The organism is Sinomonas sp. P10A9, from assembly GCF_041022165.1.
In the GTDB taxonomy this organism is placed as follows: domain Bacteria; phylum Actinomycetota; class Actinomycetes; order Actinomycetales; family Micrococcaceae; genus Sinomonas; species Sinomonas puerhi.
Window position 1 is genome coordinate 4,097,282 of the sequence record NZ_CP163302.1, and the last position, 25,886, is coordinate 4,123,167.

A 25,886-nucleotide genomic window follows, 5' to 3' on the forward strand; every position below is an offset into this window, starting at 1 on the left:
GTGGCCCGCACCGTCTCCAAGGAGACCATCCGCTACGACGAGGCGCCGATCCCGGCGCCCGAGCCGGGGCGCGCCGTCGTGCGTGTGCGCAGCGTGACGCTGTGCGGCACCGACGTCCACATCTGGGAGGACGACTACGCGACGCCGCTGCCCATGGTCCAGGGCCACGAGTTCTCCGCGACGATCGCCGCCCTGCACCCCGACGACGAGGGCGGGGCGTTCGCAGTGGGCGACCACGTCGCGGTCTCCCCGTACGCCGCGTGCGGCCGGTGCTACGCGTGCTCGATCGGACGGCCCAACGCCTGCGGGAGCATGAGCGTGTACGGCTGCTACGAGGACGACGGCGCGCTGGCCGAGTTCATGCTCGTCCCGCTCGACCGCACCCGCAGGCTGCCCGAGGGCCTGCCGGTGGACCTCGCGCCACTGTGGGAACCCGTTTCGATTTCGCTCCAGGCCGTCCGCCGCGGCCGGGCCGAGGCCGGCGAGCGCGTGCTCGTGAGCGGCGCGGGGCCCATCGGCCTGTTCGCGCTGCTCGCCCTGCGCGAGCTGGGCTGCAGCGTGGTGGTGGTGGACACGGACCGCGAGCGGCTCGCGATCGCCGCGGGACTCGGCGCGGAAGCGACGCTGGCCGTCGCGCCGGGCTTCCCCGACGCGGCGCAGCGACACCTCATCGACGAGTGGACCGACGGGCAGGGCCCCTCGCTCGTCATCGATGCGACCGGCGCGCCGGCCTCGCTGCGCACGGCGGTGGACCTCGTCGCCCCGGCCGGGCGGGTCGTGGCGGTGGGGATCAGCGACCGCGAGCTCGTGCTGTCCATGCGCTCGCTCCCGGTCAAGGAGATCGACCTCCTCGGCTCACGCAACTCCCTGCACATGGACGAGGCGCTGGACCTCCTGGCCCGCAACCAGGAGGCGTGCCGCGCCCTCATCACCCACCGCTTCGGCTTCGACGAGCTCGACGCCGCGTTCCGCCTGCTTCGCGACCGCACCCAGCGGGTGGGCAAGATCGCGATCGACATCTCCGCACCCTCACCCGACGAGCCCTCGCTCGCGGCAGCCCTGGGAGAATCCGCATGAGCGCGCACACGTTCCTCACCCCGGTGCCAGACCTCGGCCTGCGCTACGACCTCGCCGTCATGGGCTCCGGCGCCGCGGGGCTCGCCGCCGCATGCCGGGCAGCGGCGGCGGGGCTGCGCGTCGTCGTGCTCGAGAAGGCGACGCACCTCGGCGGGACGAGCGCCGCGGGGGGCGGCGTCATCTGGGCGCCCGACAACCCGCTCATGGAGCCGGGCTCCGATTCCCGTGAGCGCGCCGCCGCGTACCTGCGGGCGGCAACGGACGGTGCGATGGACGAGGAGGAGATCGACTGGTATCTGCGCGCGTCGCGCGAGGCCATCGACTTCCTCGACCGGGAGACCCGCGTGCAGCTCACCCCGCTGGACCGTCCGGACTACCACATGGAGTGGCCCGGGGCCGTGGCGGGCGGGCGCAGCCTCGACAACGATCCGTTCGACCCCGCGCTCTTCACCGGCATCCCCGGCCTTGCCGACGCGCTCCGGCCGCCCACGTACCTGCCGCTCATCTCGATGTACGAGCGGGACCACCTCCATGGCGCCGCTCCGGACCCCGCGATGCTGGCCGGGCGCGCGGCCGCGGGGGTGCGCACGATGGGCGGCGCGCTCGTCGGCGCTCTGGTCGCGACCGCCGTCGAGCACGGCGTGCACCTCGCGGTGTCGGCGCCGGTGGTGGGGCTCTCGTCCTTGGAGGAGGGCGTGCACGACGGCGACCGCTGGCTCGTGCGCATCGGCGACGGTTCCCCGTCATCGGCAACTCCGGCCGCCGCGCGGGCCGCCACCTCGCTGACCGCCGGCGCGGTGCTCATCGCCTCGGGCGGGTTCGAGCGCAACGCCGAGCTCGCGGCGTCGCTCCTCAAGTTCGCGACCACGGCGATCGGCGCGCCGTCCAACACGGGCGACGGACTGCTGCTCGGGCTGCGCGCGGGTGCGATGGTGAGCCAGACGGGCGCGATCTGGGGCGTGCCGGTGATCGCGCCGGAAGGCTGGGAGTATGACGGCGCACCGACCGGGCGCATGGGCAACGTCGAGATGACGCTGCCGGGATCGATCACGGTCAACGCGGCCGGGAAGCGGTTCGTGAACGAGGCGATGAACTACCACGACCTCTCACGGGTGTTCGCGAACATCGACCCGGAGACGTCACGGCCTGCCAACAGCCCCGCGTGGCTCGTCTTCGACGCCGGCTACCGGGCGCGGTACCCCGTGGCGGGCAGCCCAGCCGGGACCGTGCCCGCCTGGATGCACCGGGCCGCGACGCTCGCCGAATTGGCCGAGGAGATCGGCGTGGACCCCGGGGCACTCGCGGCGACGGTCCGGAGGTTCAACGCGGACGCGCGCGCCGGAGTGGATTCGGAGTTCGGCCGCGGGTCAACGGAACAGGACCGGCACCTCGGGGACCCGGCCATCGCGCCCAACCCGTGCCTGGCGCCGCTCGAGGCCGGGCCGTTCTTCGCGGTGCGCATCCACGCCGGGGCGCTCGGCACGGCCGGCGGCCTGGAGACGGACCTAGACGGGCGCGTCCTGACCCCAGCCGGCGAGCCGATCCCGGGCCTGTACGCGGCGGGCAACTGCTCGGCGACGGTCTTCAAGGACGCATACCCGGGCGGCGGGGCCACGCTGGGCTCCGCGGTGGCGAAGGCCTTCGCGGCGGCTGGGCACGTGGTGCAGACGCGGGCGAGCGTCCCCGCCTGACTCCGTAGGCCCTTCGGACTGTGTGCCAGATTGCGGTGCCCCCGCCAGCGCTCTGTCTACGGTGAGGACACCACCAAGCATAGGAGCAGCCATGAAAGCCATCTGGAACGGGACCGTCATCGCCGAATCGGACGACACCGTGGTCGTGGAAGGCAACCACTACTTCCCCAAGGAGTCGCTCTGCGATGAGTACTTCACCCCGGCCCGGAAGCACACCGTGTGCCCCTGGAAGGGACTCGCGAGCTACTACACCGTCACCGCCGGCGGCAGGGAGAACCGGAACGCGGCCTGGTACTACCCCCGGCCGCTCCCGGGCGCCACTCAGGTGGCCGACAGGGTTGCCTTCTGGCATGGGGTGACCGTCGAGGAGTGAGAACGCACTCCCTCAGGGCCCTCAATGCTGCGGCCAGTTCGGTCGCCTCCTTGAAGATGGGGCGTGGGTGGATGACGGTTGCTGCGGCCCGCCTCGGCCGAGAGGATGGCACCATCGGCGGGCGCGGTTACCGCATCGCAGCTTGCTGTGGACAGAACCCAGACCAAAGGATGCCCATGCCCCTCACCGAGCTCTCCGCCGTCGTCGAGAGCCTCCGCACCGTCCTACCCGGCAGGGTAGAGACCGACCCAGACCTGCTGGCGCGCTACACGACGGACCGCTCAGGCCACCGCTCGAGCGGCGGGCCCCTCGTGGCCGTGCACCCGCACAGCATCGAGGACGTGCAGGCCGTATGCCGGATCGCGTGCGCTGCGAGGGTCCCGATTGTCAGCCGCGGAGCCGGCACCGGACTCGCCGGAGGGGCCATCGCCGGCCCGGGCGAGATCGTCATGTCCTTCCGCGACATGGACCAGGTCCTGGAGGTCTCGGAGGTGAACCGGCTCGCCGTCGTCCAACCCGGCATCCTCAACGGCCAGCTCAACGCGGTCCTGGCGGAGCACGGCCTGTGGTGGGCGCCGGATCCGGCGAGCAAGGACATCTCCACGGTCGGGGGCAACGTCGCCATGAACGCCGGCGGCCTGCTGTGCGCGAAGTACGGCGTGACGCGGGAGGCGGTACTCGCTCTCAAGGTCGTCCTCGCGGACGGCACCCTCCTCTCGGTCGGCCACCGGACGGTCAAGGGCGTCACGGGTTACGACCTCTGCGCCCTGATGATCGGCTCCGAGGGCACCCTGGGCATCATCGTCGAGTGCACCCTCAAGCTCCAGCCCCTCCCGGCGGGGGACGCCGTGACGATCGGGGCCTTCTTCGAGACTCTCGACGATGCGGTGTCGGCCGTCACGGAGACCACCAGACGGGGGCATGTGCCCGCCATCATGGAGCTCATGGACCGGCGGACGCTCGACTTCGTCCGCCAGTTCACGGGTCAGGACATTGCACCAGGCGCCGGAGCCTACGTCCTCGTCCAGTGCGACGGGGCATCGGCTGCGGACACCGCCGAGCGGATTGCCGCCATCGCCCAGAGCTCCGGCGGCACAGTCGAGATCACCACCGACCCCGACGAGTCCAGGCGCCTCGTGGACTTCCGACGCGGCGCCTTCCCCGCGCTCGAGGCGATGGGAACGCTGCTCGTCGAGGACATCGCGGTCCCGCGCGACCAGATGGGCGCCGCCTTCGCCGCCATCCGGCGCATCGAGGACAAGCATGGCGTCGTCATCCCCACGACGTGCCACGCGGGCGACGGCAACCTCCACCCCACCTTCGTTTTCACGGGCGACGACGTGCCCGAGCGCGTCTGGGATGCCGCAGCCGAGATCTTCACGACGGCGCTCCAGCTCGGCGGCACGCTCACGGGTGAACACGGTATCGGCCTGCTCAAGCGGCGATGGCTCGGCGACGAGCTGGGCGACGCGCAGTACGACCTCCAGCGCCGGATCAAGCACGTCTTCGATCCGGACAACATCCTCAACCCCGGCAAGGTCTTCGCCTGACGAGGCCTTCCCTCGAGGATGGGGGCATGACGGAACAGGGCGGGCAGCTCTCGATCGAGCTCGAGGGATACACCCCATGCCGTGGTGGAAGCGGATCTTCGCCCTCCTCGGCTCCGAGTACGGCCGGACCGAGCTTCGGTTCGTCGCCCGTTCAGTCGGAAGGACGCTCCACGCCGGGACGCCGTTCGTCGCCCCCGCGCTCGCCCCGGACCCGCCTACGGAGGAGTCCGCGCCAGGGATGGACGCAAGCCTCGAGGTGCTCACGTCCCAGGTAGTCCACGACGGGTGGGTGCCTGCTGGGCGCCGAAACGAGCCATGGTCGTCGACCTATACGCGGTCGTAGGCGGGCCAAGTGGCAGCGTCACTGTCGCGGAGCCACTCGGCCCCTGCCATGTGAAGAGTCCCTCTCGTTGGTTCGTGGAACCCCAGATGAAACGCCACACTAGGCGGTCTTCAGCGTCCCGGATAGACGATGGCCTTGAGCTGCCCGGGCTGCCGGCCCGCGTTCAGGGCGGCCTCGGCCTCGCTGAGGGGGAAGCCGCCGGTGACCAGCACGTCGAGGTCAACGAGTCCCTTGGCGACGAGCTGGATCGCAAGAGGCCACGTGTTTGTGTAGCGGAAGACGCCGGATAGCCAGATCTCGCGGTTCTGGAGGTAGGAGACGGGAAGCTCGACGTCGTCCGCGCCCATCCCGACCAGGATGACGCGACCGGCAGGGCCGACAGCACGAATGCCAGAGCGCACGGCGGCCGGCGCCCCGGATGCGTCGATGAAGGCGTCCACATCAAGGCCTTCGACCCGGTCGGTCAGCGGGTCCAGAGCGTGGGTGGCTCCGTGCTCAAGGGCGAAGGCGAGCCGCTGGGGCGAGATGTCGCTGATGTAGACCTCGCTCGCGCCGAAGGCCCGGGCGGTCTGGGCGGCGATGATGCCGATCGGGCCTGCGCCGGCAATGAGCACCCGGCTGCCAGGGCGGATATCGGCCCGCTGGCAGGCCCAGATCCCCACCGAGAGGGGCTCGATGAGGGCGGCAGCCTCGTCGCTGATTGCATCCGGGATCTCGTAGGCGAAGTCGCCCTGAATCGCAACGTACTCCGTGAAGGCGCCGTCGATCGGCGGCGTCGCGTAGAACTCGATGTCTGGGCAGAGGTTGTAGCGTCCCGCCTTGCACTGGGCGCACGTGCGGCACGGCCGCTGGGGTTCGACGGCGACCCGCTGGCCCACCCGCGCGGGGTCCACCTTCGCGCCGACGGCGGCGATCCGGCCCGAGAGCTCGTGCCCGAGGACGAGGGGGTGGTCGACGACGTACTCGCCGATCCGGCCGTGCTGGTAGTAGTGGATGTCGCTCCCGCAGACTCCGACGGCGGCGACCTGGACGAGGACCTGGTCGTCGTCCAGGACAGGGACATCGAGGGTGTCGAGGACAATCTCACCCTGACGCTTGAGCACGGAGGCGCGCATGATGGTGGGCGGGGCGGTGACGGTCATGATGAGATCCTTCGCGGTTACTTGACGGCGCCGAGCGAGAGGCCCTGGACCAGCTTGTCCTGGGCAGCGAAGCCGGCGATGAGGACGGGGAGGGAGATGGCCACGGCCGCAGCGCATACCTTGGCCAGGAAGAGGCCCTGACTCGTGACGAAGCTGGTGAGGAACACCGGAGCGGTATAGGCGGCGGTGCTGGTGAGCACGTTGGCGAACAGGAGCTCATTCCAGCTGAAGATGAAGCAGATCAGCGCCGTGGCCGCGATGCCGGGACCCGAGATGGGCACGATGATGCGGCGGAAGATGGCGGGCAGGCTCGCGCCGTCGATCGCGGCGGCCTCGAGGATCTCCACGGGCACCTCGCTGAGGAAGGACCGCATCATCCACACTGCGATGGGCAGGTTCATGGACGTGTACAGGATCACCAGGAGCAGGATGCTGTCCAGCAGTCCGGTGGACTTGGCGATCAGGTAGATCGGCAGCAGGCCTGCCACAACGGGGAGCATCTTCGTGGAGAGGAAGAAGAACATCACGTCCGACCATTTCTTCACGGGGCGGATGGACAGCGCGTAGGCGGCCGGGATGGACAGCGCCAGCACCAGGACCGTCGAGATGATGCTCGCCATGGCCGAGTTCAGCAGCGGCGGGATGGGGGACGCACCGGAGGTGGAGCCCAGGAAGTTGGCGTAGCCGTCCAGTGTCAGGGGTGCGAGCAGCGACGGCGGGTTCGTGGCGGCGTCGGCCTCGCCATGCAGCGAGGTCAGCACCATCCACGCCGCGGGGGCGACGAACAGCAGGCCGACGGCCCAGGCCAGCAGCCCCAGCAAGAGCGTCGCTGACTTCCTCTTGCGGGCGGTCCGCGCCATGGAACGGGTGGACCTGGGGGCACCGCGGGTTGCGAGGGTGGTCATCGGTTCTCCTCCTTCAGGAGCGTGGAGACAGTTCTCAAGGCGAAAGTTGCCAGCAGCAGTGAGCCGATCACAATGACGACGCCGGCCGCCGAGGCTGCCCCGTAGTCGTGGGCCAGGAAGAAGGTCTGGAAGATGCTGTACGGGAGGTTCGCCGTGCCCAGCCCACCCGAGGTGATCGTGAAGACCGCGTCGAAGTTCTGCACGATGTAGATCGATCCGAGCAGCGCCGCGAGCTCGAGGTATCTGCGCAGGTGCGGGAGGGTCATGAACCGGAAGACCTGCCAGCCGGTGGCCCCGTCGATCCTGGCGGCCTCGATGACGTCGAGGGGCCGGGACTGCAGGCCAGCGAGCAGAATCAGCATCATGAACGGGGTCCACTGCCAGATCAGGTCGACCTCGATGGCACCGAGCGGCTGGAGGGAGATCCAGTCCGGCTGCGGGGCCTGGAATCCGAAGAGGTTGCCGACCCAGTTCAGGACGCCGTTGAGCAGGCCGTATTCCGGGTTGAATAGGGCGTGCTTCCAGAGCAGAGCCGAGGCAACAGGCACGATCAGGAACGGGGTGATAAGGATGGTGCGCACGATCCCGCGTCCCCAGAAGTGCCGATCCAGCAGAAGCGCGATCGCCAGACCGAGGACCAGGCTGACGAGCACCACGACTACGGTCAGGACGATGGTCGTGATCACCGAGGTGCGCAGGGCCTCGTCGGTGAACACCGCCACGTAGTTGTCGAACCAGCCGAACTTCACGTCGTTCGGGTAGAGGGCGTTCCAGTCGAAGAACGAGATGGCGATGGTGATCACGAAGGGCAGCTGGGTCACTGCGATCATGAAGATCAAGGCCGGAAGGAGAGGGGCCCGGCGTGCCCATGCCGCAGCCCTCTCGAGGCTTGCCTTCTTGCCCGGGGCCGGCTTCGTCTTCGCCGGGCGGGTCTGTGCGCTTGATGCGATGGCCATTCTGCACTCCATGGGTTCTGTCCCTCCCCCCGCCCCGAGGGGCGGGAGGGGGAGGGTGCTGCGGCAGACGGATGCCTTCGCGCCCGCCGCAGCCCGGGGTTACTTCTTGTACTTGTCCGCGACCTTCTGGGCGAGGGCCTGACCCTTGTCCAAGGCCTGCTGGACGGTCTCCTTGCCGGCGATCGCGCTGGTGACTTCCTGCGAGACCTGGGTGCCCAAATCCGCGAACTCGGGGATCGCGATGAACTGGATGCCGGGGGCCGGTCGGGGCTGGACGCCGGGGTTCGCCGGGTTGGCGGCGTTGATCGCGTCCTGGGTCGGCTTGTAGAAAGCAGCGGCGGCCTTCTGGTAGTCGGCGTTCTCGAAGGTCGAGGTCCGCTTTCCGGCCGGAACGCGGCTCCACCCGAGCTGCTGCCCTACGAGGTCCTCGTACTTCTTGCTCGAGGCCCACGCGATGAACTTCGCTGCGGCATCCTGATGCTTGGCTGCCTTCTCGACACCCCACGCCCAGGAGTAGAGCCAGCCGGAGCTCTTGGTCTGCTCGACCGGGGCCGCGACGTAGCCGATCTTGCCCGTCACGGGCGAGTCCTTGGCCTCGAGGGAACCTGCCGCGGCGGTGGAGTCGTACCACATGGCGACCTTGCCCTGCTGCAGGTTGTTCAGGCACTCGGTGTAACCGGCCTGCGGTGCGCCGTTCTCGCCATGGTCGCGCACGAGATCCGTGTAGAACTGGGTGGCCTTGACGAATTCCGGGGCATTGACCTGGGCGTTCCAGTCCTTGTCGAACCATGTGCCCCCAAACGTGTTGACCACGGTGGTCAGCGGGGCGAAGACCTGCCCCCACCCCGGCTGGCCGCGCAGGCAGATGCCCTTCATGCCGGGCTGCGCGCCGTCGGCCTGCGCGGCGAGGTCTGCGATCTGCTGCCAGGTGGGGTGCTCGGGCATGGTCAGGCCCTTGGCCGCGAAGACGTCCTTCCGGTACATCATGAAGGAGGACTCCCCGTAGAAAGGCTCGGCGTAGAGCTTGCCGTCCGCCCCCGTCAGGGACTTCGTCATCGGGGCGAGGATATCGGCCTGGTCGAAGTCCGCCGCCTTGGCAACCGTGTCGTCGAGGGGGGAGAGCCAGCCGTTCTTGGAGTAGAACGGGACCTCGTAGTTGCTGATGGAGGCCACGTCGTACTGGCCGGCCTGGCTGGAGAACTCCTGGCTGATCTTCGAGCGGACATCGTTCTCGGGCAGTACCGTGAAGTTGACCTTGATGCCGGTCTCCTTCGTGAAGTTGTCGGCGGTGAGCTTCTGCAGGTCAACCATCTGAGGGTTGTTCACCATCAGCACGTTGACCTCCTTGTCGGTCGCGGAGCTCGAGCCTCCGGCCCCGCCACAGGCCGAGAGGCCGACGGCCAGACATGATGCGGCGGCCGCGACGGCGACGGCACGGTTTTTCCCACGGGTCATCAAAGGACTCCTTCGTTCTTGATCACGGACCGCTCGCCCTGCTCTCGGGCTGACTCGGCCGGGTCTCCTGTCCGGCGACTCTGGCCGGATCTCTTGATGTCTCAAGCGTAGAAAGTGACTCACCGCACAACTAGCGCGCTCAGCGCAGCTTTCTGATACTTATTTGCATGGGTACTTCAGCATCTGAGGCATCAGCCAGACTCGCCGAGCGACTGATCGGAATGAGCGCCAACCGTGAGGTGATCCCTCCGGACCCACTTCACTCGGTCCGGTGGCACGAGCATGACTACCCGAGCTCCATCGCGCGCTGGAACTACCACCCCGAGTACGAGATCCACCTCATCCGCAAGGGCACGGGGAGGTTCATTGTGGGCGATCACATCGGAACCTTCGAGGCGGGGCATGTCTCCCTCATCGGCTCAGGGCTTCCGCACGACTGGGTCAGCGACCTCGAGCCCGGCGAGCTGCTCGTCAACAGGGATGCCGTCATCCAGTTCGACGGCAAATGGGTCAGCTCCTGCGCGGAGCTGATGCCGGAGATGGCAGAGATCAAGCCCGTCCTCGACCAGTCCGCGCGCGGGATCGAGTTCACCGGCCGGACCGCGCTCGACGCCGCCCGTGCTATAGAGGCGATGGGTACAACGGTCGGTCTGGAGCGGCTCCACCACTTGCTCGAGCTCTTCGCGATCTTCGCGAAAGCCCCGCCGGCCGACCGCGTGTACCTCGCAGACGAATGGTTCAAGCCCGAGTTGGACAGACAGGGAGCGGCCGTGGTCGACGTCGTGCTCGAATACATCTTCGGTAGCCATGCGGGCTCCTTGCGGATGGCAGAGGCCGCAGACCTCGTCGGCATGACGGGCCCAGCCTTCTCACGCTACTTCCAGCGCGCTACTGGGCAGAACTTCACAGATATGGTCCGGAAGCTGCGTCTGGCAAATGCGCGCAGGCTTCTGGAGCGGACCGACAAGCCGGTGTCCGCGATCTGCTACGAGGTCGGGTTCTCGAACCTCTCGAACTTCAACAGGCAGTTCCTCGCCGACTCGGGGGCGACGCCCCGGGAGTACCGGAAGGGCAGGCGAGGCTAGGCGTTGGGTGGCCGCCCACCGGCACGACCAACAGTGGAATCCCGGGGCAACGCGTTGACCCACGCCCGTTCGCCGTACGGCCGCCGCTCGGCGCCCATCGCCCGGGACAGGCCCCGGCCTGCGGCGACGAGGACCGGCAGGACGAGCTCCGGCCGGTCCTCCGCGAGTGGCATGACCACGGAGATCGCCCCGATCACGGCGTTGCCCGGCCCGAACACTGGCACGGCGTAGCCCACGTTCTCCTCGACGAGCACGCCCGCGAGTCGGGCATAGCCGGTGCGCCGCACCTCGGCGAGCGTCGCGCGGAGGTGAGGCGCGGCGTCGTGCGTCCCCTCACCCGGGTGCCCCTCTCGCACGACGGCGAGTGCCCGCTCCCGCGCCGGAGGCGCCTCGTGAGCGAGGATCGCGAGCCCCGGCGACGTCTCGGTGAGGCTCAGCCTGGCTGCGACCTCGCCGAGGTTCCTGACCGCGTTGCCGTGCTGCTCGAGCCGCTCGACGTACAGGACGGTGCCGCTCTCGACGTCCGCGACCGCGAGGGAGACGTGCTGGCGCACGGCCGCGTGGATCCCCTCGAGGAACGGCAGCCCGCGTCGGCGGAACTCCTCGAGCGGGTTGGAGCGGGCGGCGAGCTCCCACATCCTCGCCCCGACCGAGAAGCGGCCGTCCTCGGCGCGCGAGAGGAGGCCCTCGGCGGCCAGGCCCGTCGCAAGGCGGTGCGCGGTCGACGTCGAGAGCCCTGCCGCGCGGGCCAGCTCGGCCGGGGTGAGCACCGGGTGTTCACGGGTGAACGCCTCGAGGATGCGCGCGACGCGGTGGATCACGGAGTCGCCGGTGGAGCTGTTGGCCATGGATTCGAGCCTAGGCTCTGTGCGGGCGCGCCCTCCCCACAGCCCTACCCACCGACATCGCCACGCGGACGTTGCCCGCAAGGTGGACGAGGGTCCCGACCACGAGGAAGGCCGCGAGCACCTCGGCACCCGTGACCAGCACGGCACCCCACCCGCCGAGCCTCGGATCGAGGAAGTCGTAGGGGTACCAGCCGTCGAGGGCGCCGCGCACCCACGAGAAGGCCAGGAAGACGACCGGGTAGGCGAGCCAGGCGAGGGGCCTCCACCACGGGCCGCGGACGGTCCGCGTGACCAGGAGCCAGTCGAGGCCCGCGACAACCGGGGCGATGCGATGGGTGACCATCCACGGCCAGTACAGGTTCAGTGTCCACCACGGCTCACCGGGCGGTGCCACGAGCACTGCGTAGATGATGCCCGTCATCACCAGGTAGAACGCGAGGGCCCCGGACAGGTGGTCCCACCACCGGGGAAGCTGCGCCCGCCGCCGCACGGCGGAGACGAGGAACATGAGCCCGAGGACGAGGTTCGAGTGGAACGTGAACTGGGAGAAGAGCTGCGGGATGTCGACCGAGTTGCCGGGCTGCGTCGCGTCGTAGGTCTCCTGTGCGAGGGCGGCGAGCATTGCGAGTCCCGTCGCCGCGCGGATCAGACGGATCCAAGGCCGGTCCGGATGGAGGGCGTCATTGAGGCCGTGGTTGCGCTGGGTTGGGGAATTCAACGTCGACATGCCGCTCATGCGACCAGTGTCGGCTGCGCTCCCGTCATCCCCCAGAGTCGAAGGTCCGACTCTCACGTCGCGCTGGGCCCGGACCGAACACGCAGCTCCTGCAGAGCGAACTCCCACTTTCTGCATGGCCCAGCGAAAGGTCAATGACAGGTTCGGGCGCGACTCTGGAATGGACGGTGCGGCGAAGTCCGCCGAGCCGCTCATCGACAGGAGAACACATGAAGGTCACCCAGCGCATCGGCTACGCAGCCGCCTCGGCCGCCGCCGTGGCCGCCCTCATCGGCGGGGGTGCCGCCGTGGCCAACGCCGCGACGACGCCGAGCCCCTCGGCGACGTCGGGCGGCTCGAGCAGCGGTTCGAGCTCCACCCACGGCCCCGGCGGCCAGCACACCGCGGCCTCTGCGGACGAGACCTCGAAGGTCACCGCGGCCGTCAAGGCCAAGGACGCCAACGCCAACGTCACCAAGGTCGAGAAGGACGCCGACGGCTCCTTCGACGCCACCGCCACCTCCAACGGCTCGACCGTCCGCTACGAGGTCAGCGCCGACTACGCGACCGTCACGCAGAACACCCACGCCGGCCACGGCATGGGCGGCGGGCAGCGCACGCCGCTCTCCAGCGACGAGCTCTCGAAGGTCACCGCGGCCGTCAAGGCCAAGGACGCCAACGCGACGGTCAAGGACTCGTGGAAGGACTCGGACGGCTCGTTCGACGTCGTCGCCACCTCCGGCAGCACCACCACGAAGTACGACGTCAGCGCCGACTACAAGACGGTCACCGCTGACACGAACTTCGGCACGGGCGGCCACCGGATGCACGACGGCGCGAACTCGGGTTCCGCGTCCGGCAGTGCCTCGAGCGGGACGACCCAGGGCTGACGGCACGTTCCATCAGCCGCTCCACGCGGCCCCGCCGCCCCAGGACCTGAACTCAGGCTCCGGTGTCGGCGGGGCCGCCTCCATGTCCGTCCCCGGCCGGCGCGTCGGGGAGCATGAGGGTGAACGACGTCGTCGGGCCCGGATCCAGGACAAGGTGCCCGCCCAAGGCTTCCGAGAGCTCAGAGGCGAGCGCCAGACCGATTCCCTCACCCCCGGGCGAGGGCTTCTGGGGCGACCTCTCGAACAGGCTGCGCTGCTTCGGGCGCTCCCCTTCGTCGGCGACGCGGACCCGGACGTAGCCGGGAGCCCGGGCTGCGGAGAGCGTGATCTGTCCCTTGCCGTGACGGAGGGCGTTGTGGAGGAGGACGTCCAGGATCTGGCTCGACGGCGCCGGTACGCTCACGTGCTCGTCGACGCTGGCGGTTCGGATTGAGCGGCCCGCCGCAGAAGCCTCATGGTGCCAGCGCGTGACGGCGTCGGCCAGCATCGGCCCGAGGGGCACCCTTGTCGAAGCGCCGGGAACGGCACCCCGCGAAAGCTCGAGAAGGTCCTGGATGGCGGCGGTCAGCCGGTCGATCCCTGCGAGCGCGCGCCCGAGCTGCTCCGCCACAGCGGGTGGGGTCTCGGGCCACAGGCTCAGGTCCTCGAGCTCGAGCCGGAGGGCCGTGATCGGGGTGCGGAGCTGGTGGCTCGCATTCGCGGCAAACTCGTGGCCGCGCCGGATCCGCTCGCGCAGCTCGCGGTCGCTCTCCTCGAGAGCTGTGGCGATGGACTGTGCCTCCGAGATGGCGTAGGAGCGTTCGAGGTGCAGCTCGAGGCGTCCCTCGCCCAGTGCCCGCGCAGCAGCAGCGAGCCGGACGAAGGGCGCGGAGATGACGCGGGCAAGGATCAGCGCCGCGAGCACGGACGCCGCGAGGAGGGCAACGCCGAGGCCGGTGACCGGCCCTACTGCGCGCTGGACGCTCGCAGCCACGGCACTCTCCGACCTCGTCACCGTGACCGTTCCGCCACCCGGAACGGCATGGGTCGCGGCCGCATCCCGTTCCCCATCGGCCATGCCGGCCGAGACGACCTGCCCGTCCGGACGCGTATAGTCGATGCGCTCGTTCGAGTCCCCCAGCAGCGGCAGGAGGTTCTCCGCTGTCACGACGCCCCGCCCCTCGTACTCGCCGAGCACGACGGCGACGAGTCCCGCCTCGGTCGCGACATGCGACCGCTCGCCGCTTCGGACCAGATCCGCGACGATGAATGCACGCAAGCCGCCGTACAGGGCGATGATGCATACCGCGAGCACGACGAAGACGAGGACGAGCCGTCTACGCATCGTCCGCTTGCTCGTCGAGTCGGAATCCGACGCCCCTGATGGTGGTCACTCGGGCATGGGCCGCTGCGGCGTCGAGCTTCTGACGCAGCCGCGCGACCGTCACGTCGAGTGTCTTGGTCGAGCCGAACCAGTTCTCGTCCCAGACCTGGTCGATGAGGCGCTCGCGCGTCACGACCGCGCCCCGGTGCTCGTGCAGGACCACAAGGAGGTCGAACTCCTTGGCGCTGAGCGGGATCTCGGTGGCCCCGACGTGCACGCGCCGCGACGCGACGTCGACCTCGAGACCGCCCTCGGCCGCGGCCGCCCCGGGGCCGAGGCGCACGGCGGGCTCCACGGGATCCGAGGGGGCGCTGCGGCGGAGGATCGCGCGGATCCGCGCGAGCAGCTCGGCAAGGCCGAACGGCTTGGCCATGTAGTCGTCCGCACCGACGTCGAGGCCCACGACCCGGTCGAGTTCCCCGCTGCGCGCGGTGAGCACGATGATCCCGCCCGTGAAACCCTGTTCGCGGGCCCTCCGGCACACATCCAGCCCGTCCATGTCGGGCAGGCCCAGATCGAGGATCACAAGGTCCCTGTTGCCGGCCAGAAGCCGCCCGAGCGCTGCGGCACCGTCGGCGACCCGCTCGACGTCGTACTCTTCCCGCTCGAGGGTGCGGACCAGCGGCAGGGCGATGCCGTCGTCGTCTTCCACCAGAAGGATCCGGCCGGGCATGTCCTCGATCATACCGAGGCGCCGCCTTTCTCCTCCGAAAGCCCGTGGCCCAGATGCCCAACACCCTCCGTCCGGCGGCACCGCGGACCGGCGGGACCCGGCGCCCCCCATAATCACGCGCCGGGTCCCTCGTCGCGGCCGTCCGCTGCCAGACGGATCTGACACTTCAACGGTACGGACCCCTCGGCAACGGGTGACCCACGCGCAGGGAACAGCCGGGCAACGCCTCGTCAACAGTTCAGCGGATCAGGTGCCCCTTCGGCGGCGGGGCCGTCGACGCGCGCACCACGAGCGAGGGTTCGAACGTCTCGACCATCGGCTCGCGCGTCGGGTCCTCAGAGCGCACGACGGCGATCTCCGTCGCCCGCCGCCCGAGATCCGCGGCGTGCAGATCGACGGTCGTCAGGTCGACGCCCGGCGGCTTCGTGGCGGAGGTGTTGTCGTAGCCGACCACGGAGATGTCCTCGGGCACGCGCAGACGGTGCGCGTGGACGGCGTCGAGGACGCCGAGGGCCGTCTGGTCGTTGTGGGTGAAGATCGCGGTGGGCTGCTCGCGGTCTGGGGCAGCGGGTCCCAGCAGCGGCATCACGAGGTCGAAGGCCGCCTGCCTCGCGTAGTCGCAGGTGAGCACCCAGGGCTCGAGGCGGGCGTCGGACATGGACCTGAGGTATCCCTCCCGACGCCCGCCGTAGCCGTCTGTGGGTGGGGTCGCAAGATGAAGGATCCGGCGGTGCCCGAGACGCACGAGGTGTTCGACGGCGAGCGTCGCGCCCAGAACGTTGTCCGAGGCGACCGCGTCGAACCCGGGAACCACCCGTGCCACGCTCACGAGGGCGAGCCGGCCGCGGTACTCGGCCAGCTCGGCGTCGGGCAGGAGAAGGCCACCGGCGACGACGGCACTCACGCGGGCCCGCACGAGCGAGTCAAGCGCGGGGCGGTCCAATGACCCGCCGATCGACCCGACGGTGAGCACGAGCTCCCGCCCGGCGGTCCGCGCAGCCTCGCGCATGCCGTCGAACATGTCGGCGAACACCTCGTTGTGCAGGTCGAGCAGGAACACACCAAGCGTGTCGTCGCTCTTGCTCGCGAGCCGCGACGCGGCCCGATTCGGCTGGTAGCCCATGCGCCGTGCGGTCTCGAGGATCCTCGTCCGCGTCGTGGCGCTCACCCCGTACGCATCCCTGAACGCGAGCGAGACGAGCGCGGGCGAGACTCCCGCCTCCCGCGCGACGTCGGCCATGGTCACCGTCACCACGGATCCTCCTCTCTGGCTTCCCTACAGGCAGGCTAGCCGATCCTTCATGCCCTTGACACAACATTCTAGAGCGCTCTAGATTGTGAGCACCACCACATCTAAAGCGCTCTAGATTTCTTCTTTAGCCACCACCATAAGCGAGGACTCGATGAAGAGTTGGAAGACCATTGGCGCGGCAGGCGCCGCAGCACTCGCCCTGGCGCTCAGCGCCTGCGGCACAGGAGGGAACCCGAGCCAGGCTGCCGGTGCCACCGGACAGGCCGCGGCGGGCGCCCAGCGCGACCTGAGCTACGCGGTCGTGATCCACGGCAATCCGGACGGCGACTTCTGGAACGTCGTCAAGCGCGGCGCGGAGGATGCTGGCAAGCAGTACGGCGTCAACGTCACCGTCACGGGCGACGTCGAGGGATCCAAGCAGGCCCAGCTGATCGAAGCCGCCCTCGCGAAGAACCCCGCGGGGCTCGTCGTCTCGCTCGCGAACCCGGACGCCCTGACGTCGGCCCTGGGCAACGCGAAGTCCAAAAACGTCCCGTTCGTGACCATCAACTCCGGCGCGGAGGTCTCCGCAAAGCTCGGGGCCCTCGAGCACGTCGGCCAGACCGAGACCGCCGCTGGCAAGGGTGCCGGCCAGAAGCTCGCGGCCTCGGGCGGCAAGAAGCTCCTGTGCATCATCCACGAGGCCGGCAATATCGGCCTCGAGCAGCGCTGCCAGGGCGCCGCTGAGGCGTTTGGCGGGCAGGTCGAGAAGCTCCAGGTGGACCTCAACAACCCCCAGGGCATCCAAGCGACCGTCAAGTCCAAGCTCCTCGGCGATTCCTCCTTCGACTCGGTGCTCGCGCTCAACCCGACCGTCGCCGTCTCGACCCTCGCGGGCATGAAGGACGCCGGCAGCAAGGCCACTCTCGGCTCGTTCGACATCAACTCGGACGTGCTCAACGACATCAAGGCGGGCTCGATCGCCTTCACGGTGGACCAGCAGCAGTACCTCCAGGGCTACCTCCCGATCGCCTTCCTCGTGCTCAACCACGACAACCTCAACACCGTCGGCGGCGGCCAGCCGGTCCTCACCGGTCCGGCCTTCATCACCAAGGACAACGTCGCCACCGTGTCCGACCTCGTCTCCAAGGGGACCCGATGACCATGGCCCAGAACCTGAGTCCTACCACCGCAGGCAGCGGTTCCGCCTCCGCCCCCGCACCGGTCCCCGGTGCAACGCACAACGCCGACGATCGCCTCGTGCGGGTGGGCCGCGCCCGCAGGCTGTTCATGTCCGCCGAGTTCGGCTCGGCGGCGGCCGCGGTCATCGTCTTCATCGGCTTCTCGGTCCTCGCCCCGGCGTTCGCGTCCCCGGCAGGTATCGGCAACTTCCTGGACCCTGCCGCGACGCTCGGCATCATGGCCGTCGCGGTGGCCCTGCTCATGATCGGCGGCGAGTTCGACCTCTCCGCGGGCGTCATGACGGGTTCGACGGCGCTCGTCACGGCCCTCGTGACCACCCAGCTGAACACGAACGTGTGGTTCGGGATGATCGCCTCGCTCGTGTTCGCGGTGGTGATCGGGCTCCTCAACGGCATCCTCGTGCACAGGACCAAGCTCCCGAGCTTCATCATCACGCTCGGCACGATGTTCATGCTCTGGGGCCTCAACTACGCAGTCACGTCCAACCTGACCCATCAGGTCACCGTGTCAGGGCTGGCCAAGTACACCGGCTTCGAGGCCGCCCAGGCGGTCTTCGGCTCCTCGGTCGGCGGTTTCCAGATCTCGCTCGTCTGGTGGATCGTCCTCACGGTCGTCGGAATCGTGCTGCTGACCCGCACCAGGATCGGCAACTGGATCGCCGCCGTCGGCGGCAACGCGACGGGTGCCCTCGCCGTCGGCGTCCCCGTCGCGAAGGTCCGGATCGGGCTCTTCGTGGGGACCGCCGTCGCGGCGTGGCTCGTCGGCCAGCTCACGGTGGTGCGGTACGCCTCCGCGACAGTGACCACGGGAATCGGCGCGGAGTTCAACTTCATCATCGCCGCCGTGATCGGCGGGTGCCTCCTCACCGGCGGCGCCGGCTCAGTCCTGGGCGCCTCGATAGGCGCCCTCATCTTCGGCATGGTGCAGCAGGGCATGCCCCTCGCCGGCCTCCCGAGCGAACTGTTCAAGTTCTTCCTCGGCGCGATCCTCCTCGTCGCCGTCTTCATCAACCTGTACCTCAAGAAGAAGTCCCAGGCGGTCCGGTCATGACCACGAACGGCACAACCCCGATCCTCGAAGTCAAGAGCATCAGCAAGAGCTTCGGCCATGTCCGCGCCCTCCAGGACGTCTCGTGCGCCGTGCGGGCAGGAGAGGTCACGGCGGTCCTGGGCGACAACGGCGCCGGCAAGTCGACCTTCATCAAGACCCTCTCGGGCGTCCATGCCCCGGACTCGGGCAGCTTCCTCGTCGACGGCGAAGAGACCCGGTTCGCCTCCCCGCGCGACGCGCTCGCCCGCGGCATAGCGACCGTCTACCAGGACCTCGCCCTTGCACCGCTTATGCCGATCTGGCGCAACTTCTTCCTCGGCTCGGAGCCCACCCGCAAGGGTTTCCTGACCCCGCACCAGAGCAAGGACATCGTGGTCGAGGAGCTCGGCAAGATGGGCATCTCGATCCGCGACCCCGAGCAGCCCGTGGGCACCCTCTCAGGCGGCGAGCGCCAGTGCGTAGCGATCGCCCGTGCCGTGTACTTCGGCGCCCGCGTCCTCATCCTGGACGAGCCGACGGCCGCGCTGGGAGTCCGGCAGTCCGGCGTCGTGCTCAAGTACATCATCCAGGCCCGCGAGCGCGGCCTGGGCGTCATCTTCATCACCCACAACCCCAACCACGCCTACCCGGTGAGCGACCACTTCGTCCTGCTCCAGCGCGGCCGCACGATCGGTGACTACTCCAAGGACGAGATCACGATCGCCGACCTCGCCCAGCAGATGTCCGGGGGTGCGGAGCTCGAGGCCCTCCAGCACGAGCTCCACACCGTCCTGAGCTAGACCCCGTACCCCAGAGAAGGAGAAGAACCATGACTGCAACCTCCCGAACCGTTGTCCGGATCGGCATCATAGGCGCCGGCATGGCCGGCCAGGCCCACGCATTCGGCTACCGCAACGCGATGATGGCCACCGACCTCGCAGACGTCGACGTCGTCCCCCACACGATCGCCGACCCGAACCTCGCGCTCGCCGAGACAGTGGCCCACCGCTACGGCTTCGCCCACGCGACGGCGGACATCGACGCGCTCCTTGCCGACCCCGAGGTCGACGCCATCAGCGTGGCCCTGCCGAACCATCTCCACAAGGACGTGCTTCCCCGCGTCATCGCCTCAGGCAAGCACCTCTTCGCGGAGAAGCCCATCGGACGGACCCCCGCCGAGGCCGAGCACCTCGCCGAGCTCGCGGAGGGCTCGGCTGCGGTGACCGGCGTCGGATTCTCGTTCCGTCGTCTCCCCGGGCTCGCCGCCGTGGCCCAGGCGGTCCGCGCCGGCGCGATCGGCGAGATCCACACCGTCCGCGCCTGGTACAACGCCGACTACGCCGCCGATCCGGCCGGTGCCCTCTCGTGGCGCTACTCGCAGGAGCTCTCCGGCGGCGGCGCACTCCTGGACATCGGCGCGCATGCGATCGACGCCGCGCAGTTCGTCGCGGGGCAGGTCACCCGTGTGCTCTCCTCAACCCTGCGCACGGTCATCGCCGAACGCCCGCTCCCCGCGGCCGGCGCGATCGGCCACGGCGGCTCGACGTCGGCCGAGCACGGGCCGGTGACCAACGACGACGTCGCCCTCCTCACGACCCAGTTCGAGAACGGCGCGATCGGCCAGATCACACTCTCCCGCATCGCCCACGGAGTGCCCAACTCGCTCGGCGTCGAGGTCTTCGGCTCCGCCGGCAGCATCTCGTTCGACTCGATCAGGGCCGGCGAGTTCCACCTGTTCGAGGCCTCCCTGTCCCAGCCCGGGGCAAGTGCAGCCGGTCGCGGCTTCAACGGCGCCCGTCGGGTCATCACGGGCCCCGACCACCCATACTTCACCGACGTGGCCGCCATGCCCGGCGCGGGGGTCGGCACGGGGTACGCCGAGGCGTTCACCGCCGAGATCCAGGAGTTCCTGCGCTGCGTGCGCGACCACCGGCCGATGGACACCGACTTCGCGACCGCCGTGCGCATGATGGCTGTGGTCGGGGCCGCGCTCGACGCCGCCGCGTCGGGTGCCGCGGTCGACGTCGGCTCCCGCGCTCGATTCTCCACCACCGCCGCCGCGCAGCCGGCCTGAGCCGCAACCAGACCCAAGGAAAGGAGCTTCAGCATGGCCTCCATCCGCGTCGGAACCGCCCCGGACTCGTGGGGTGTCTGGTTTCCGGACGACCCCCAGCAGGTCCCCTACACACGCTTCCTCGACGAGGTCGCCGCCGCCGGGTACTCGTGGATCGAGCTCGGCCCCTACGGCTACCTCCCCACCGACCCGTCGCAGCTGCGGGACGAGCTGGAGTCCCGGGGCCTCGCCCTCTCGGCCGGCACCGTCTCCGAGCGGCTCCACCAGCCCGACTCGTGGGACGCCGTCTGGAGCCAGGTGACCGACGTCGCGGCCCTCACCGCGGCGCTCGGCGGCCAGCACGTCCTCGTGCTCCCCGAAATGTGGCGCGACCTCTACACGGGCGAGGCCCTCGAGCCCGGCGAGCTCACGCCCGAACAGTGGGGCGCCAAGATGGCCGGCCTCGACCGGCTCGGCAAGGCGATGCTCGAGGAGTACGGCGTGCGCCTGCAGTATCACCCGCACGCCGACGCGCACGTGGCCACGGAGGTGCACGTGGATCGGCTCCTGGCCGACACGGACCCGGCGTTCGTGAACCTGTGCCTCGACACTGGCCACCTCGCGTACTGCGGTGGAGACAGCCTCGCCGTCGTGCTCCGGCACCCGGAGCGGCTCGGGTACCTGCACCTCAAGCAGGTGAATCCCGAGGTCGTCGCGAAGGTCCACGACGAGGACCTGCCGTTCAGCGAGGCCGTCAAGCTCGGCGCGATGACCGAACCGCCGCTCGGCGTGCCGGACCTCCCGCCGCTGCTCGACGCCGTCGGCGTGCTCGCGAAGCGCAGCGGTGCCGATGTGTTCGCGATCGTCGAGCAGGACATGTATCCAGCCCCGCCGGACGCACCGTTCCCGATTGCGCAGCGCACGCGCTCGTATCTCGGCGGGTGCGGCGTTTCTGCCCTCCGGTTCGGGCGATGACGATGCACTACGCGCAGCTCCTCCCGCTGCCCCGCAGCGGGCCTGAACCCCTGTACTACCAACTCGCCGTCAGCTTCGAGCGGGCGCTGGAGTCGGGCGCCCTCGGCCACGGAACACGGCTCGACCCAGAGAAGGACATGGCGGAACAGCTCAGTCTGTCCGTCGCTACCGTCCGCCGCGCGTGGGCCTACCTCGAGCGGAAGGGCATGCTCACGCGAACCCGCAGAGCAGGTACCTTCGTCTGCTGACGTGTGGTCGGGTCGATTGAGCGGCAGGAGGCCCCGCCGTCGTGCGCCCTACCGCCCCCCAGCGATCGAACGGCTGCGCTGCTCGACCGCCTTTATCCCATAGGGGTACGGCTCGACGTCCGGCTCGCTGACGAGGGTGAGCTGGGCGGCCTCCTCAGAAGTGAGCGCGAGGTCCGCGGCCTTGAGGTTGTCCGCGAGCTGCTCACGGGTGCGAGCGCCGAGGATCACGGACGTGACGGCGGGCCGGTCCACGAGCCAGCGGAGGGCGACCTGGGAGTGCGAGACGCCGTGCCCCTCAGCCACGGATCCGACGGCGTCGATAATGTCCCAGGTCTTGGCGCGCTCGTTGCGCGGTCCCCACGCCTCCATGCCACGCTGGGGATCCTCGCCGAGCCGGGTCGCGCCGGTCGGCTGCGTGTCGCGGCGGTACTTGCCGCTCAGCCAGCCCCCGGCGAGAGGCCCCCACGGCAGCAGGCCCATCCCGGCGTCGAGGGCGGCGGGCACCACTTCCGACTCGATGCCGCGCACGAGCAGGTTGTATTGGGGCTGCAGCGTCACGGGCGCGGCCCAGCCGTGGGCCTTGGCCTCGTAGACGGCCTTGGTGAGCTGCCAGCCGAGGAAGTTGGAGAAGCCGTAGTAGCCAATCTTGCCCGCTGTGACGGCGTCGTCGAGGAAGCGCAGCGTCTCCTCGACCGGTGTGTAGGGGTCCCACGCGTGCATCTGGTACAGGTCAACGTGGTCGACGCCGAGCCGTCGCAGCGACGCGTCGAGGGCTGTGCGGAGGTGGCGGCGCGAGGTGCCGAGGTCGTTGGGCCCTTCCCCCATCGGGAACCGGCCCTTGGTCGCGATGACCATCTGCTCCGCCAGATCGGGGTTGGTGGCGAGCCAGCGCCCGATGATCTCCTCGGACTTGCCGTGGCTGTAGACGTCCGCGGTGTCGATGAAGGTGCCGCCCGCGGCGGCGTAGTCGTCGAGGATCGCGTGCGACGCCGCCTCGTCGGCTTCCGCGCCGAACGTCATGGTTCCGAGGGCAAACGCCGAGACGACTGCCCCGCTGCGGCCGAGTGTGCGGTACTCCATGGATGCCTCCACTGATAGGGTCCGGTTCTCGTCCAGCCTAGGGGCGGCCCACTTCTGTGGGTAGCCGTTGCCATGGATCAGTTGCCGCCTCTGAGGCATCGACGTGGGGGTCCGGGTGCGCGCTAGGCGGCATCCGAATCCCCCACTGCGCAGAGCCGCGCCACGATCCCCCGAAGCTCCTCCGGCGTCGCCCTGCCCGGCCCCGACGAGAACGTCGTGTCCGCGTGGAGCATGAGCGCGGCGAAGACGAGCCCCACGGCGAGGCGCGCGCGTTCCGGCGTCGCCCGCTTCTCTGCAAGACGGATCACGCCCCGGCGCGCGCCCGAAGACCACTGATGGAGCGCGGCCAGGAGATCCGGTTCGAAGCCCATGAGCCGCTTGATCCGCGGAATGTCGCCTTCAGGACCACCGGCAATCCCGGCCACGAGCTCGCAGAGGTCGTCCACGAGGGAGCCGGCGCCCTCGAGGAACCGCTGCTCCTGCTCCGGGGACAGCGGCCGCTCGGGGACCCCGAGCGTTGCCGCAGCCTTGGACGGGAAGTAGTTGAAGAAGGTCCTCTCGGAGATGCCCGCAGCAGCGCAGATGTCTGCGATGGTCACCTGGCCGAGCCCGCGATCGGCCGCGAGGGCGAACGCGGCGTTGTGAATCGCACGCCGCGTCCGCTCCTTCTTACGCTCGCGCAGGGTGCCTGGTGCGTCGTCGGACACAGGACCGCCCTCCATGGCACTCACCCCCGGTGGACTCTGATCATGCCGGTGTCCGGGCCGGTCATCGCCCCGGCCTCGGCGGCTGCAAGCGCGGCGTCGGACCCCAGGTCATCGGCCGTTCCCTGGGCGTCGGCCTGCTCCTGGAGCGCCGAGCGCTGCCGCAGCGGCGGCACGCGGAAGAACCACGAGAGGATGAATGCGAGGATCGTGACTCCCAGGCCCACCCAGTAGATGGCCACGGCCGAGCTGTTGAACCCGACGAGGAACGGCCGCGAGAGCCGCTGGTCGGCGCCCTTCAGGAAGGACGTATCGGACGTGGTGGACGACCCACTGGAGCTGGCCTGCCCTTCCTTTAGCTTGTCGAGCATGGTCGGCACGAGCTTGTCCACGATCGCCTTGCGCTGGGCGTCGTCGGCGTAGTCGACCTCGAGGCGACCGTTGACCACGCCCGCTCCCGCCTTCTGCGCCGCGGTCTGGAGGGCCGTCTGTTCGGCTGCGGGCTTCGCTGCCGCGACCTGGGCATCGATGATCCCCTGGGCGGCCGACGCCGGGACCGCACCGGCGGCGACCTGCTTCTGGACGGCGGCGGTCACCTGCTGGGTCACGGCCTGGTCCGCTGCCTGCTTGGCGGCCGCGGTGCCCTGGTCGAGCCCCGACTGCACCTGCTCCTTGACGGGGGTGACGATCGGGTTCCAGATCTGGTTCATGACGCCCTGGTTCGACGGGTTTGACGCGATCGACGGCGTGAGGGCGGCGTCGAGCGCCGTCGTGAGGTCGTCCTTGTTCTGCATTGCGGTGCTGATGTTGGTCGGCATCGTCGAGAACAGCACGGAAAGCAGGACGGCGGTGCCCATGGTGCCGCCGATCTGTCGGAAGAAGGTCGCGGAGCTCGTGGCAACGCCCATGTCCTTGGGCTCGACAGAGTTCTGCGATGCGAGCACGAGGGACTGCATGAGCTGGCCGAGGCCGAGCCCGAGCAGGAACATGGCACCCATGAGAAACCACAGCGGCCTGTCGACGGTCATCGAGGTCAGGACGAAGTAGCCGACCGCCATGAACAGCGTGCCCAGCACCGGGAAGATGCGGTACTTGCCGGTGCGCGAGACGATCTGCCCCGAGGCAATCGAGGCGACCATGAGACCGCCGATCATCGGCAGCGTCGCGAAGCCTGACTCCGTGGGGCTCAGGCCCGTGACGAGCTGGAGGTAGAGCGGGAGCGTCAGCATCGCGCCGAACATCGCGAAGCCCACGAAGAATCCGATGACTGTGGCCATCGAGAACGTGTGGGAGTGGAACAGTCGCAGCGGAATGATGGCGTTGGGCCCCATGGCCCGCTCGATGAGGATGAACGCCACGAGTCCCACGCCGCCGATCACGAAGCACGTGATGGACGTCGCCGAATCCCAGCCCCACTGGCGGCCCTGTTCGGCCACGAGGAGGAGCGGGACGAGGGTCACGATGACGGCCGTGGCGCCCCACCAGTCGATGCGCGGTGCAGTCTGCTTGTGGAACCTCGGCAGGTGCAGGAACGCGAGCACCATGAGGAGCGCGAGGATGCCGATCGGCACGTTGATGAGGAACACCCAGCGCCAGCCGGTGATGAACATGATCTGGCTCGCGTCCGCGAAGACGCCGCCGATGAGCGGGCCCACCACCGAGGAGACGCCGAACACGGCGAGGAAGAAGCCCTGGTACTTGGCGCGCTCGCGCGGGGCGAGGATGTCGCCCATGATCGCGAGAGGGAGGGACATGAGCGCGCCTGCGCCGATGCCCTGGAAGGCACGGAACCCGGCGAGCATGATCATCGACGTCGAGAACGAGGAAAGGAACGAGCCGAGGATGAAGACGGCGAGGCCGAAGATGTACAGCGGGCGGCGCCCGAAGATATCGGACAGCTTGCCGTAGATCGGCGTGGTGATGGTCGAGGTGATGAGGTAGGCCGTGGTGACCCACGCCTGCTCGTCGAGGCCGTGGAGGTCGTCGCCGATCGTGCGGATCGCGGTGCCGACCACGGTCTGGTCGAGGGAGGACAGGAACATGCCTGCCATGAGGGCGTAGATGACCAGCATGATCTGACGCTGGGTCATCACCTCGCCCGACGGCGCGGGGGCCGCGTTACGCGCGGACCGGCCGGACGCTGCTTGAGACATGAGGGGTCCGAATCTCTCAGAGGGGGTTCAGGGTGCACTTAGTTCGCCGAAGCAACTTTGCAGGCTCTGCAAGTTTACACACTCTGCAAGATTTCGGGAACGGGCGGTCGTGTGACCTCTGCTACCCTCCGTCGATCCGCTTCA

Annotated in this window: 25 protein-coding genes; 13 read left to right on the forward strand and 12 right to left on the reverse strand. The window is 69.3% G+C overall.

The annotated features are described in order from the left end of the window. The 5 genes from AB5L97_RS18830 to AB5L97_RS18850 all read left to right on the forward strand — a co-directional run bounded on the left by AB5L97_RS18830 (window position 1) and on the right by AB5L97_RS18850 (window position 5,034). Window positions 1-1,077 carry a zinc-dependent alcohol dehydrogenase gene (locus AB5L97_RS18830; protein ID WP_369045846.1) on the forward strand — a complete coding sequence of 359 codons (1,077 nt, stop codon included), beginning with the start codon at window positions 1-3 and terminating at the stop codon, window positions 1,075-1,077. Continuing rightward, window positions 1,074-2,768, forward strand: coding sequence for an FAD-dependent oxidoreductase (locus tag AB5L97_RS18835; RefSeq protein WP_369045847.1), 1,695 nt, complete (start codon window positions 1,074-1,076; stop codon window positions 2,766-2,768). The genes AB5L97_RS18830 and AB5L97_RS18835 overlap by 4 nt, the downstream gene beginning before the upstream one ends. A 91-nt stretch (window positions 2,769-2,859) precedes the next feature. Next, entirely contained in the window at window positions 2,860-3,141 is a 282-nt protein-coding gene (locus tag AB5L97_RS18840; RefSeq protein ID WP_369045848.1) for a DUF427 domain-containing protein, read from the forward strand. Between the two features lie 170 nt (window positions 3,142-3,311). Beyond that, on the forward strand, window positions 3,312-4,691 hold the full coding sequence (locus AB5L97_RS18845) for an FAD-binding oxidoreductase (protein ID WP_369045849.1): 1,380 nt from the start codon (window positions 3,312-3,314) through the stop codon (window positions 4,689-4,691). A 76-nt stretch (window positions 4,692-4,767) separates the two neighbouring features. Further along, window positions 4,768-5,034 carry a hypothetical protein gene (locus AB5L97_RS18850; RefSeq protein WP_369045850.1) on the forward strand — a complete coding sequence of 89 codons (267 nt, stop codon included), beginning with the start codon at window positions 4,768-4,770 and terminating at the stop codon, window positions 5,032-5,034. Between the two features lie 110 nt (window positions 5,035-5,144). Here the strand turns inward: AB5L97_RS18850 and AB5L97_RS18855 are convergent, their stop codons facing one another. The 4 genes from AB5L97_RS18855 to AB5L97_RS18870 form a co-directional block, all read right to left on the reverse strand. Then, entirely contained in the window at window positions 5,145-6,176 is a 1,032-nt protein-coding gene (locus AB5L97_RS18855) for an NAD(P)-dependent alcohol dehydrogenase (RefSeq protein ID WP_369045851.1), read from the reverse strand. 17 nt (window positions 6,177-6,193) lie between these two features. Further along, on the reverse strand, window positions 6,194-7,036 hold the full coding sequence (locus AB5L97_RS18860) for a carbohydrate ABC transporter permease (protein ID WP_423246867.1): 843 nt from the start codon (window positions 7,034-7,036) through the stop codon (window positions 6,194-6,196). 41 nt (window positions 7,037-7,077) lie between these two features. Then, on the reverse strand, window positions 7,078-8,037 hold the full coding sequence (locus AB5L97_RS18865; RefSeq protein WP_369045853.1) for a carbohydrate ABC transporter permease: 960 nt from the start codon (window positions 8,035-8,037) through the stop codon (window positions 7,078-7,080). Between the two features lie 99 nt (window positions 8,038-8,136). Further along, window positions 8,137-9,492: an ABC transporter substrate-binding protein gene (locus AB5L97_RS18870; protein WP_369045854.1), complete on the reverse strand. Its 1,356-nt coding sequence runs from the start codon at window positions 9,490-9,492 to the stop codon at window positions 8,137-8,139. 167 nt (window positions 9,493-9,659) lie between these two features. Here AB5L97_RS18870 and AB5L97_RS18875 point away from each other — a divergent pair, with 167 nt between their 5' ends. Further along, window positions 9,660-10,577: an AraC family transcriptional regulator gene (locus AB5L97_RS18875; RefSeq protein WP_369045855.1), complete on the forward strand. Its 918-nt coding sequence runs from the start codon at window positions 9,660-9,662 to the stop codon at window positions 10,575-10,577. Here the strand turns inward: AB5L97_RS18875 and AB5L97_RS18880 are convergent. Beyond that, window positions 10,574-11,425, reverse strand: coding sequence for an IclR family transcriptional regulator (locus AB5L97_RS18880; protein WP_369045856.1), 852 nt, complete (start codon window positions 11,423-11,425; stop codon window positions 10,574-10,576). The two genes, AB5L97_RS18875 and AB5L97_RS18880, sit on opposite strands and share 4 nt — an antisense overlap. A 10-nt stretch (window positions 11,426-11,435) precedes the next feature. Continuing rightward, window positions 11,436-12,161 carry a Pr6Pr family membrane protein gene (locus tag AB5L97_RS18885; RefSeq protein WP_369045857.1) on the reverse strand — a complete coding sequence of 242 codons (726 nt, stop codon included), beginning with the start codon at window positions 12,159-12,161 and terminating at the stop codon, window positions 11,436-11,438. Between the two features lie 209 nt (window positions 12,162-12,370). On the opposite strand from AB5L97_RS18885, the gene AB5L97_RS18890 reads away from it, so the two are divergent. Continuing rightward, window positions 12,371-13,030: a hypothetical protein gene (locus AB5L97_RS18890; protein WP_369045858.1), complete on the forward strand. Its 660-nt coding sequence runs from the start codon at window positions 12,371-12,373 to the stop codon at window positions 13,028-13,030. Window positions 13,031-13,082: 52 nt separating this feature from the next. Here AB5L97_RS18890 and AB5L97_RS18895 read toward each other — a convergent pair whose 3' ends face one another. The 3 genes from AB5L97_RS18895 to AB5L97_RS18905 form a co-directional block, all read right to left on the reverse strand. After that, window positions 13,083-14,354: a sensor histidine kinase gene (locus AB5L97_RS18895; RefSeq protein WP_369045859.1), complete on the reverse strand. Its 1,272-nt coding sequence runs from the start codon at window positions 14,352-14,354 to the stop codon at window positions 13,083-13,085. Then, the gene (locus AB5L97_RS18900; RefSeq protein ID WP_369045860.1) at window positions 14,347-15,066 is read right to left on the reverse strand and encodes a response regulator transcription factor; all 720 of its coding nucleotides are present in this window, start codon (window positions 15,064-15,066) and stop codon (window positions 14,347-14,349) included. The genes AB5L97_RS18895 and AB5L97_RS18900 overlap by 8 nt, the downstream gene beginning before the upstream one ends. 238 nt (window positions 15,067-15,304) lie before the next feature. Next, a complete protein-coding gene (locus AB5L97_RS18905; protein ID WP_369045861.1) occupies window positions 15,305-16,321 on the reverse strand; it encodes a LacI family DNA-binding transcriptional regulator in 1,017 nt (338 codons plus the stop codon). Between the two features lie 148 nt (window positions 16,322-16,469). Here AB5L97_RS18905 and AB5L97_RS18910 point away from each other — a divergent pair, with 148 nt between their 5' ends. The 6 genes from AB5L97_RS18910 to AB5L97_RS18935 are packed head-to-tail and all read left to right on the forward strand — an operon-like array spanning window position 16,470 to window position 21,805. Continuing rightward, window positions 16,470-17,459: a sugar ABC transporter substrate-binding protein gene (locus AB5L97_RS18910; protein WP_307956317.1), complete on the forward strand. Its 990-nt coding sequence runs from the start codon at window positions 16,470-16,472 to the stop codon at window positions 17,457-17,459. Then, a complete protein-coding gene (locus AB5L97_RS18915) occupies window positions 17,456-18,550 on the forward strand; it encodes an ABC transporter permease (protein WP_369045862.1) in 1,095 nt (364 codons plus the stop codon). The genes AB5L97_RS18910 and AB5L97_RS18915 overlap by 4 nt, the downstream gene beginning before the upstream one ends. Beyond that, window positions 18,547-19,329: an ATP-binding cassette domain-containing protein gene (locus tag AB5L97_RS18920; protein ID WP_369045863.1), complete on the forward strand. Its 783-nt coding sequence runs from the start codon at window positions 18,547-18,549 to the stop codon at window positions 19,327-19,329. Before AB5L97_RS18915 ends, AB5L97_RS18920 begins: the two co-directional genes overlap by 4 nt. Window positions 19,330-19,358: 29 nt before the next feature. Then, window positions 19,359-20,603: a Gfo/Idh/MocA family protein gene (locus AB5L97_RS18925; RefSeq protein ID WP_369045864.1), complete on the forward strand. Its 1,245-nt coding sequence runs from the start codon at window positions 19,359-19,361 to the stop codon at window positions 20,601-20,603. 33 nt (window positions 20,604-20,636) lie between these two features. After that, on the forward strand, window positions 20,637-21,557 hold the full coding sequence (locus AB5L97_RS18930; RefSeq protein ID WP_369045865.1) for a sugar phosphate isomerase/epimerase family protein: 921 nt from the start codon (window positions 20,637-20,639) through the stop codon (window positions 21,555-21,557). After that, window positions 21,554-21,805, forward strand: coding sequence for a GntR family transcriptional regulator (locus AB5L97_RS18935; RefSeq protein ID WP_307956322.1), 252 nt, complete (start codon window positions 21,554-21,556; stop codon window positions 21,803-21,805). The genes AB5L97_RS18930 and AB5L97_RS18935 overlap by 4 nt, the downstream gene beginning before the upstream one ends. 48 nt (window positions 21,806-21,853) lie before the next feature. On the opposite strand, the gene AB5L97_RS18940 is transcribed toward AB5L97_RS18935, so the two are convergent. The 3 genes from AB5L97_RS18940 to AB5L97_RS18950 form a co-directional block, all read right to left on the reverse strand. Beyond that, window positions 21,854-22,885 carry an aldo/keto reductase gene (locus AB5L97_RS18940; protein ID WP_369045866.1) on the reverse strand — a complete coding sequence of 344 codons (1,032 nt, stop codon included), beginning with the start codon at window positions 22,883-22,885 and terminating at the stop codon, window positions 21,854-21,856. 122 nt (window positions 22,886-23,007) lie between these two features. After that, on the reverse strand, window positions 23,008-23,592 hold the full coding sequence (locus tag AB5L97_RS18945) for a TetR/AcrR family transcriptional regulator (RefSeq protein WP_307956324.1): 585 nt from the start codon (window positions 23,590-23,592) through the stop codon (window positions 23,008-23,010). 20 nt (window positions 23,593-23,612) lie between these two features. Next, a complete protein-coding gene (locus AB5L97_RS18950) occupies window positions 23,613-25,679 on the reverse strand; it encodes an MDR family MFS transporter (protein WP_307956325.1) in 2,067 nt (688 codons plus the stop codon). Between the last annotated feature and the right edge of the window lie 207 nt (window positions 25,680-25,886).